The 10336-nt window shown below is 63.0% G+C and carries 7 protein-coding genes and 1 pseudogene; 5 read left to right on the top strand and 3 right to left on the bottom strand.

Annotation, left to right across the window (positions count from 1 at the left end):
* Positions 1-1512: SIR2 family protein (locus tag JWR89_RS04130; RefSeq protein ID WP_299712094.1), on the bottom strand; the 1512-nt coding region annotated here is incomplete at its 3' end.
* Between the two features lie 175 nt (positions 1513-1687).
* The gene (gene rpmB / locus JWR89_RS04125) at positions 1688-2014 is read right to left on the bottom strand and encodes a 50S ribosomal protein L28 (RefSeq protein ID WP_299712092.1); all 327 of its coding nucleotides are present in this window, start codon (positions 2012-2014) and stop codon (positions 1688-1690) included.
* A 406-nt stretch (positions 2015-2420) separates the two neighbouring features.
* Here rpmB and JWR89_RS04120 point away from each other — a divergent pair, with 406 nt between their 5' ends.
* From JWR89_RS04120 to JWR89_RS04100, 5 genes are all read left to right on the top strand, one after another.
* The gene (locus tag JWR89_RS04120; protein ID WP_299712096.1) at positions 2421-3218 is read left to right on the top strand and encodes a DUF3108 domain-containing protein; all 798 of its coding nucleotides are present in this window, start codon (positions 2421-2423) and stop codon (positions 3216-3218) included.
* A 473-nt stretch (positions 3219-3691) separates the two neighbouring features.
* Positions 3692-7213 carry a helicase-related protein gene (locus JWR89_RS04115; RefSeq protein ID WP_299712091.1) on the top strand — a complete coding sequence of 1174 codons (3522 nt, stop codon included), beginning with the start codon at positions 3692-3694 and terminating at the stop codon, positions 7211-7213.
* Positions 7214-7286: 73 nt separating this feature from the next.
* Positions 7287-7556, top strand: a complete 270-nt coding sequence (locus JWR89_RS04110) for an RNA-binding S4 domain-containing protein (RefSeq protein ID WP_299712089.1) — start codon at positions 7287-7289, stop codon at positions 7554-7556.
* 152 nt (positions 7557-7708) lie between these two features.
* Positions 7709-8047, top strand: coding sequence for a ferredoxin FdxA (fdxA, locus tag JWR89_RS04105; RefSeq protein WP_299712088.1), 339 nt, complete (start codon positions 7709-7711; stop codon positions 8045-8047).
* A gap of 237 nt (positions 8048-8284) precedes the next feature.
* Entirely contained in the window at positions 8285-9325 is a 1041-nt protein-coding gene (locus JWR89_RS04100; RefSeq protein WP_299712086.1) for a CarD family transcriptional regulator, read from the top strand.
* A 175-nt stretch (positions 9326-9500) separates the two neighbouring features.
* On the opposite strand, the pseudogene JWR89_RS04095 reads toward JWR89_RS04100, so the two are convergent.
* Positions 9501-10336: pseudogene (locus JWR89_RS04095) on the bottom strand (Zn-dependent protease); the annotation flags it as partial.

Raw genomic sequence — 10336 nt, 5'->3', positions numbered from 1 at the left:
GCGCTTGATCTTCGAAATCACACGATATTGCTGGTTTTGTCGCTCGAATCCATTTGAGAACTTATGTAAAAGCAACCGCCAAACGCGACCTAGTTCAGGGTCTATCGACGAGTTATCTTGATCGAGACGCCACTCTAGTTGGTCTACCAACCTGTTGTGCAAGGAATGATAACCTGCCGCCCACCATAAGGCAGCAGGCTGTTGAAGTACCTTTCCAAGCCAGCGGCTTATATAAAATAGCCTGGGAGAAATGGGGTTCGCAGCGCGGTCGCTTACGCCGGCGAGCCTATTGTATTCATCGCGACGTTCGTCGAAGGGTGACGTAGACAACACGTCTATTCCGAGGTGGGTGCTCGCGGCTTTTGGTTTTTGCTCTCGTGGAGGGTCGTCATCTAGGCCATACGAAAATAACGGATCTATCCCAACTCCGTATCTTGTCGCTTCTCTTGGCTCTCCGTAACGTGCATTGTGATCGAAAACACAGATCCATTCCGCGGGTGGGGCTTCAGCGGCGTCTGAAAACAATTTTGCGCCCACGGTTGTGCGAACTATAGAGGAGACCTGTCCTCGTTCATGAGGAGTGAGCTTCCGTGGGTTACTCGAAGCTAATGCTACAATGGAATTGCGCCACTTTTCGGGATCATCGGCACGATAAGCCCATGCATTCAAGGATTTCCAAAGTGCAGAATGCTTAGCGTCTGACCTGGGGTAGGCAAGAGGGATTACTCCGCGATCGCGCCAGCGATCCGCGACTTCTGTCTCTGTTCCTTGATCGAATGCGAAGATTCGTTTCGAACTGACGTCAGCCTTCGCATGTAGTCCCTCCAACAGATAGCGGATTGGCGGGTCGTTGGCCGAATAACCAAGCAGTACGATTACGTAGTTCTTCAACAGATCTCGGACAAAGCGCGTCGCCCACGCATCAGCTAAATAGGCTCGGCCGAAATCGGAGCTACTAAGAATAAGTTGTTGCGGAACTCCCTCTCGCGATTCTTGAGCGTTCAATCGCCCGTGCAAATAGACCAGTCCCGTTAGCGGCTGCCCGCTTGAAATATCTGGAAGTGCAGGCGAAATGTGCTTTTGCAATCCATTTTGTGCCCGTTCGAACAGCAAGTCGAAGTTGGTCGTAACGATTTGCGGCTGACGGGAAGCATTAATGGAAAGACGCAAGACTATGGAATGCTGATCAGTCTTTGCTGACGGTGACGTCTCGAGCAGCTTGTGAACTATTACGTTGACTTGGGACTGCCTGTATTCTTGCTCCAACATGCTAAAGATCTGATCTAAGGAAACTGCCCCATCTGGCTCCTCTTTGGCACGAGCCAGTGTCTTCCGAACTTTGGCATCGGGTGGCGCCCCGAGTTCCTCCACCACTTGATCGGCAAGATCGATAAAGCTGGGCAGACCAGCCGAAAGCGAAATACCTGCTCCACAAAAGAAAACGACATTTCCGTCGTCGCGACTTTCGAGAAGTTCATCTGGTATGTTTGGGCCATCGGCGAAGAATCGCATCAAAGCTCCATGACTCTGAGTTTATGTTTAGTTGTTTTCCGTACTCTCCGCGATTCTTGGTTGCGGTTCAAATAGCTGCCATTTTGGGGTCCCCCAACGCAAGAACGGCCGGATCTTGCGATCCGGCCGTTCTCAAATTCTCAATCCGCTATCGCCGCAGCGATAGCTAAAACCCTTACGCTGCCGGCGCTTCCGCGACGCTGACCGGGGCGGCTTCCGCGGCCGGGGTCTTCTTCTCGATGGCGCGCTTCAGCAGCACGGCCTTCTGGGAGAGTTCGCTCTCCTTGGCCTTGATCAGGTAGGCATCGAAGCCGCCGCGGTGATCGACCGACTTGACGGCGTTGGTGCAGACGCGCATCCGCACGCCGCGGCCGAGCGCGTCCGACAGGAAGGTCACGTTGACCAGGTTCGGCAGAAACCGGCGCTTGGTCTTGTGGTTCGAGTGGCTCACCTTGTGGCCCACCTGGGGGCCCTTGAGTGTCAGTTCGCAGCGCCGGGACATGGCGAAAATCCTCTGTCATCCCCGCGCCAGCCATGTGCCAGGCAGGGGTTGTAAATTGGGTCCGTGTTTCAGGAACCGCGGACCTATAGGGGGCTTGGCCGCCAAGGTCAAGATATCCGTCGCGATTACCCGCGTCGAAAACGCGTGGCGATCCGCGGCAGGCCTCGCGTTTAGCTTGGTTTCGGCTGCGGGTTCAACCATATAATCGGCGCAATCGGGCCGGAAATATCGCGACACCGGCCGGTTCCCATCCGGCGCGCCGGTCGCCGGCGATTTTCCGGGCGGGCGCGTGCCCGCGGCGCGGATGTCGCCGGGGATATCCAAGGATTATTGCGTGACGCTTCGCCCTCCTGCTTTGTTTCCGCCGCGGCGCCTGGTGCGCCGGGCCCTCGCCGCGCTCGGCCTTGTGGGCCTGGCCGCGCTGTCGGCCGCGCCGGCGCAGGCGCAGGGCAAGCTCGAAGCCAAGTATGAAGCCAGCCTGGCCGGCATTCCGGTCGGCAAGGGCGGCTGGTCGATCGAGATCGGCGAGGATGCCTATACGGCCTCCGCGCAGGGCGGCACCTCCGGGCTCTTGAAGGCGTTTGCCGGCGGCTCCGGCAGCGGCGCCTCCAACGGCCGCGTCGTCGCGGGCGCGCTGGTGCCCTCGGCCTATACCGCCACCACCACCTCGGCGAAGAAGTCGGAGACCATCCGCATGGTGGTGACCTCCGGTTACATCAAGGAATTCTCCATCGATCCGGAGCCGCCGGTCGATCCCGAACGCATCCCGGTCACCGACGCGCACCGCCGCAATGTGCTGGACCCGATGACCGGCTCGCTGCTGCGCGTGCCCGGCAGCGGCGAGGTGCTGGCCGCCGATTCCTGCCGCACCGGCACCGCGGTGTTCGACGGCCGGATGCGCTACGACATCAAGCTCGACTACAAGCGCATGGAAACCGTGAAGGCCGAGAAGGGCTATCACGGCCCCGTCGTGGTCTGCGCGCTCTACTTCACGCCGATCGCCGGTTACATCCCGGACCGTGCCGCGATCAAATATCTCGCCGCCCAGCGCAACATCGAAGTCTGGTTCGCGCCGATCGCCGGCACCCGCGTGCTGGTGCCCTACAAGATCACCGTGCCGACCCCGCTCGGCAGCGCCGCGCTGGAAGCCGTCGAGTTCGTCACCACAGCCGCGCCGCCGCGCACCGCGGCGAAGACGAATTAGGAGAACGGCGGCCTCGTTCCCCGGACGCTGCGCAGCGCGCGGCACTTGCCGCGTGGTGCGCTGCAGATCCGGGGTCCCGGTTGCCTAAAAAGCTGGATCCCGGCTCCCGGAAACGAACGAGCGCGCGGCGATTTCACCGCGCCATTCCCGCACGACGTTTTCAATTCTTGCGGCCAAAATGCGGCAGCGGGAACCGGCCATTTGGCGCTTGACTCCAACCCGCTTCGGAGTCCCCGCGTCATTAATGTTTTCAAGACCTTATCGGGCCTTGTTGGCGCCACGCAAACTTGATCTAGTGAGATTTCGACGCACCAAACGCTGGATGTTGGGGAGAACCCCGGCGGCTGGTGCGGAGTCACCGATTCGGGCCGGTTTCGTTCCGGCCCCGTTCCAAAGCTTAAGCCGCGCGCTTTCCGGCGTTGCAATATGACACAGAGCTTGAAAAGCCGGCGACGCGGAAATACCTGAAAAACATGGCCTTTTCTTCTCTCCCGCCAAACGGTCGGGCCCCCGGCGCCGGCGTCACCGCGGTGCTCGGCCCGACCAACACTGGCAAGACCCACCTCGCCATCGAGCGCATGCTGGCGCATTCGTCGGGCATCATCGGCCTGCCGCTGCGGCTTCTGGCGCGCGAGGTCTACAACAAGATCGTCGCCCGCGTCGGTCCCGACGCCGTTGCGCTGATCACCGGCGAAGAGAAGATCAAGCCGCCGAAGCCGCGCTACTGGGTTTCCACCGTGGAAGCGATGCCGCGCGACATCGACGTGTCGTTTCTCGCGGTGGATGAAATCCAGATCGCCGCCGATCTCGAGCGCGGCCATGTCTTCACCGACCGCATCCTGAATCGCCGCGGCCGCGATGAAACGCTATTATTAGGGGCCGCGACGATGCGGCCGATCATCGAGCGGCTGTTGCCCGGCGCCAGCATCGTGACGCGCCCGCGGCTCTCGCATCTGGAATTCGCCGGCGATCGCAAGATCACGCGGCAGCCGCGCAGGACAGCGATCGTCGCGTTCTCGGCGGATGAAGTCTACGCCATCGCCGAGCTGATCAAGCGCCAGCATGGTGGTGCTGCGGTGGTGCTGGGCTCGCTGAGCCCGCGCACCCGCAACGCGCAGGTCGATCTGTTTCAGTCCGGCGATGTCGATTACCTCGTCGCCACCGACGCCGTCGGCATGGGCCTCAACCTCGACGTCGATCACGTCGCCTTCGCCAGCGATCGCAAATACGACGGCTACCAATTCCGCCGCTTGAATCCGTCGGAATTCTCGCAGATCGCCGGCCGCGCCGGCCGCGCGACGCGGGACGGCACCTTCGGCACCACCGGTCGCTGCGCGCCATTTGAGCCCGAACTGGTCAACGCGCTGCAGAATCACACCTTCGACAGCGTCAAAGTGCTGCAATGGCGTAATTCGAAGCTTGATTTTTCTTCCGTCGCCGCCTTGCAGGTGTCGCTGGCGGTGACGCCGAACCACGACGCGCTGACCCGTGCGCCGATTGCCGAAGATCTGCGTGTGCTGGATCATGCCGCGCGCGATCCCGACGTGAAGGAGTGGGCGCAGGGCAAGGTGGCCGTCGAAAAACTGTGGGATGCCTGCCAGATCCCGGATTATCGCCGCATTGCTCCGGCAGCACATGCCGAGCTGGTGGTGACGATCTACGGCTTCCTGATGAAGCGCGGTCGGATTCCCGATGCGTGGTTCGGCTCGCAAATCGCGCAAGCGGATCGAACCGATGGTGATATCGACACGTTATCGGGGCGAATCGCGCAGATTCGGACCTGGACCTTTGTGGCAAATCGTCCGGATTGGCTCGCCGATCCCGATCATTGGCAGCAAATATCTCGCGAATTGGAAAATAAACTGTCAGATGCACTGCACGAACGGCTAACGGAGCGTTTCGTTGATCGCCGTACCAGTGTATTGATGCGCCGCCTGCGGGAAAACACGATGTTGAATACTGAAATTGGTAAAACTGGCGAAGTGATCGTAGAGGGCCATGTGATTGGCCGTCTGGACGGTTTCACCTTTGCGCCCGATGCGGCCGAGGCTGGCTCCGATGCCAAGGCCTTGCAGGCCGCGGCGCTGAAGGCGCTCGCCGGTGAAATCGAAGCCCGGGCCGAGAAGCTGGGCAACGCGCCGGACGATCAGTTCGTGCTCGCCTCCGACGGCACGCTGCGCTGGACCGGTGACGCGGTGGCGCGCCTGGTCGCGGCCGACGACGTCCTGCATCCCCGCCTTCGCATCATTTCCGACGATCGCCTGTCCGGCGCGCCGCGCGAGGCGGTGCAGACCCGGCTCGATCTCTGGCTGAAGACCCATATCGAGAAGCTGCTGGGTCCGTTGTTCGACCTCACCAAGGCCGAGGACATCACCGGCATCGCGCGTGGCATCGCCTTCCAGCTCACCGAGGCGCTCGGCGTGCTGGAGCGGCAGAAGATCACCACCGAGATGAAGGACCTCGACCAGCCGTCGCGCGCCACCTTGCGCAAATACGGCGTGCGGTTCGGCGCCTATCACATCTATGTCCCGGCGCTCTTGAAGCCCGCGGCGCGCGCGCTGGCGCTGCTGCTGTGGGCGCAGAAGCAGGACAACGTCGATATGTCGGCGCTGTCCACCGCGCAGCATCTGGCCGGCTCCGGCCGCACCTCGTTCCCGGTCGACAAGCTGCTCGACCGAGATGCCTATCGCATTCTCGGCTATCGCCAGTGCGGCGAACGCGCCGTGCGCGTCGATATTCTCGAGCGTCTCGCCGATCTGATTCGTCCTGCGCTGTCGTGGCGCGAAGCCTCGCCGGGCGAGAAGCCCGCCGGCGCCTTCGATGGCCGCAGCTTTGTGGTGACGCAGGCGATGACCTCGCTGACCGGTTCGGCCGGCGAGGACTTTGCCTCGATCCTGCGCGCGCTCGGCTATCGCATGGAGAAGCGTCCGCCGCTGCCGCCCGCGCCGCCGAAGCCGGTGGCCGCGACGACGCCGATCGAAGCTGTTTCGACGGAGGCCGTGGCGTCGGAAGCGTCTGCCTCTGACGCGCCTTCCTCCGACACGCCTGCTGATGACGCTGTTGTCACCACGGAAGCGACGGCTGAAGAGCCTGCCGTTGCCGTCGAGACCCAGGAAATCGCCGACGCCACCAACGATGCGCCTGCCGTCGAAGAGGTGGTCGCCTCGCCGTCGGCCTCGTTGCTGCCGGATGTCGATCTGGTGCCGAGCGTGGCCAGCGAAGCCGCTGTGGTCGAGCTGCAGCCGAATCCGGCCACCGCGGTCGCTGAAGCGGCGCCCGTCGAAGCAGCTCCTGCCGAAGAAGCGGCATCGGTTGAGACTTCCGCCGATGTTACCGAGCCCGTCGCTGCCGAGACTTCCGCCGAAGCTGTCGTCGCCGGCTCTGCCCCCGACGCCGCTGCGCCCGTCGAAGCCGCTGCGCCGGAACTGGTCGAAGTCTGGCGTCCCGGTGGCCGTGCGGAAGAACGCCGTCCGCCGCGCCATGATCGCAACCGCCACCAGCGCAACCAGAATGCGTCCGCCACCGCCCAGCCCGCCGAAGGCGAAGCGCCTGCCGACGGTGCCAAGCGCGAGCGCACCGGCGATCGTCCGAACCAGGGGCGCCGCGACCGCGGCAACAACGAATTCCGTCGTCCGCGCAGCGACGCGCCGGTTGCCAACGCCGGTGCGCCCGCCGAAGGCCAGCCAAATCGCGGGCCGCGCGACAACGACAACAAGGGCCGTCCGCCGCGCGAGCGCTTCGGCGGCAAGCCGGGTGACAAGGGTCCGGGCGACAAGAGCTTCGGCGACCGTGGCAAAGGCAAGTTCAAGGGCGGCGACCGCGACAAGGGTGGCCGTGACGGACGTCCGGACCGCGGCGACCGCAACAGCGGCGGCGCCACCCGGCCCTACGCCACCTCGGCCGCGCCACGCGAGCGCGACCGCCCGATCGATCCCAATTCGCCGTTCGCCAAGCTGGCCGCCCTCAAGGAACAGCTCGCCGGCCGCAAGGATTAAGAGAGACTTCACCTCTCCCCGTAGACGGGGCGAGGGAAGCAAGATCGCCTTCTGACGCGATGATGGGTGGTGATTGGAACGCCAGCGTCTCGACAAGTGGCTGTGGCATGCGCGGGTGGTGAAAGCCCGTACCAGCGCTGCTGCGCTGGTCGAGGGCGGCCACGTCCGCCTCAACGGCGAACGCGAAAAGTCCCCCGGCCACGGCGTCAAGATCGGCGATGTGGTGACCGTGGCGCTGGATCGCACCGTGCGGGTGATGAAGATCACCGGATTCGCCGAGCGGCGCGGCGATGCCTCGGCGGCGCGCGAGCTTTACGCCGATTTGCAACATCAGCACGAATAGCCATCGGGGCTGAACCGGTCGGCGAGCAGCCATTCATGGCAAAGATATTCTCTCTGTCGCAAACGTATGCCCGGATGCACGCCGCATCCCTTGCGGCTGCCCGGTGGGTGCGCTACGCAAACTGTGAAAATTGATAGTTTCCGGAGCCTTGGATGACCTACGTCGTCACAGAAGCGTGCATCAAGTGCAAGTACACCGACTGTGTGGAAGTCTGTCCCGTGGACTGCTTCTACGAGGGTGACAACATGCTCGTCATCCATCCGGATGAATGCATCGATTGCGGCGTCTGCGAACCGGAATGCCCGGCCGATGCCATCAAGCCGGATACCGAAGCCGGGTTGGAGAAGTGGCTCGAGGTGAATACCGAATACGCCAAGAGCTGGCCGAACATTACCCAGAAGAAGGACGCGCCGGCCGACGCCAAGGATTTCGACGGCATGGAAGGCAAGTTCGAGAAGTTCTTCTCGCCGGCGCCCGGTACCGGCGACTAGACAGGCGCGCAGCCTGTGACCGGTGGTATGCGACCGGCGACATATTTACCCTGACCTGGATTATGACCTGCAAGTCACCCCAAAAGGGCCTGCGCGGGGCATAAATCATTGATTTTTGCGGGAAATGTGCTATTATAGGCACATTCAAGAAGCTGGACCCTGTGGTGCCGCTCGATTGGCCCTGTCGGGTTCCCCGTTATCATCAAACAGGGGCGTGGCAGTTCCCGCGCGCAGGCAGTGTCACAGAAAACGCGTAAAAAGAGTGTTTCCAAGACCGTGAAAGCTTCTTCGAAGGCTTCGAAGAAAGCGCCCGCGGCGAGCCGCAGTGCAACCAAAGGCCGTGCCGGGGTTTCTGTCAAGGTGACCCGGCCCGCCAAAACGGCTGCCAAGGTCGTGGCTCCCAAGGCTTCAAGTGCCAAGTCTTTAAATACCAAGTCCTCGAAAAGCAAAAGAAGTGCAATGCCCAACAAGACTGCAAAACCTGCCGCCAAGCCCGCCGCGAAGGTCGCTGCCAAACCCGTTGAAAAGAGTGCACTGCCCAAGAACGCGCTGCCCAAGACGGCGCCGAAGGAGGCCGTGAAGGCCGTCGCGAAGCCCGCGACCAAGCCGGTGGCTGCCAAGCCCGCTGTCGCTGCGGCGAAGCCGGCGGTGGCCACGCCGCGCGCGGAGGAGCCGAAGAAGGTTCTGACCCAGCGCCAGGGCTTCAAGACCGGCGAGTTCGTGGTCTATCCGGCGCACGGCGTCGGCCAGATCCTCGCCATCGAGGAGCAGGAAATTGCAGGCGCCAAGCTTGAGCTGTTCGTGATCAATTTCATGAAGGACAAGATGACGCTGCGGGTGCCGACCGCCAAGGTCGCCAATGTCGGCATGCGCAAGCTGTCGGAGCCGGCGCTGGTCAAGCGCGCGCTGGAGACGCTGAAGGGCCGCGCCCGCATCAAGCGTACCATGTGGTCGCGCCGCGCCCAGGAATACGAAGCCAAGATCAATTCCGGCGACATCGTTGCGATTGCCGAAGTGGTCCGAGATCTGTTCCGCTCCGACTCGCAGCCCGAGCAGTCCTACAGCGAACGCCAGCTGTATGAAGCCGCGCTCGATCGGCTGTCGCGCGAAATCGCGGTCGTGCAGCACGTCACCGAGACCGAAGCGGTCAAGGAAATCGAAGGCCAGCTCGCCAAGAGCCCGCGCCGCGGCGCCAAGGCCGAAGCCGGTGCAGAAGCCGGCGCCGACGATGCGGACGCCGATGGCGACGATGCCGCGGTTGCGGACGAAGCCGCGTAAGTCTCACGCAGGTTCAAGAATTGAAAAAGCCCGGCGGAAACGCCGGGCTTTTTGCTGCGTGAGGAGTAGCCGGATGAAGTCAGCGGGCCGCGCGTAGCGTGGCGCGCTGGCGCAATCCGGGCGCCCACGTCAACGCGGATGGGCCGGCGCCGGATTGTCATCCGGGCTACCGGAGTTAATCCACCACGACCTTGACGCGATCCCGCGCCTTCACCGTGGCCTGCGCATCGAGCCCGTTCAGAATCCGAAACCGTTCCAGCGGACGATCTACGCCGTTCATGCGGTGCGACAGCGATTCCACGGTGTCGCCGGGCTGCACCGTGATCACCTTGATGCGCAGCGGTCGCGCCGCCTGGATTTCGGCCAGCGTCAGGCGGCGGAACGAGCCGACGGTGTCGCGCGCGTTGCGCTCGCTCTCGTTGCTCTTCGTCTTGGCGGCGAAGATGAAACGGTAGACGTCGCTGCCGAAGCGCAGCGCATAGACCTTGAACTGCCACTGGTCGCCCTGCGCAGTGGCCGATGCCGCCGGGAATCCGTTGATGGTCACTTCCTCCGTGGAGGCCTTATCGACATTCTCCATCCAGCCGGAATTGAGATAGTCGCTCAGCGTCTGCTCGGCCGGCACGCGGACCACGTCGAAGCGCATCGCCTGGTTGCCGCCCTCGCGTACGCCGATCACCGCCTGCGCGGTGTTGTCGAGGGTGAAGGCCTCGGGCGCCTGGAAGGTGAAACCGAGTTTGGGATGCAGGAAGCGTCGCCCGCGCACGAAACCTTCGCTGGGGTCTTCGCCGTAGACGATGTTGTCGATCGCCGCGAGATAGGTCTCGCGGTCGCGCTCGCCGCCTTCCGGCGACGAATACTGCCGCGCATTGGCCTGCGCGTTTTGGACCCGCTCCGGCGTCGCCGGATGCGACGACAGAAAGTCCTGCGCACGCGGATCGAGCGGCGTGCGCCCGGCCTTCATCGCCGCATTGCGCTCCATCGAGGCCAGGAAGCGCGACGCGCCGAAAG

This window comes from Tardiphaga sp. (genome assembly GCF_028290785.1).
Taxonomy (GTDB): Bacteria; Pseudomonadota; Alphaproteobacteria; order Rhizobiales; family Xanthobacteraceae; genus Tardiphaga.
This window is presented reverse-complemented; position numbering and strand designations above follow the sequence as displayed.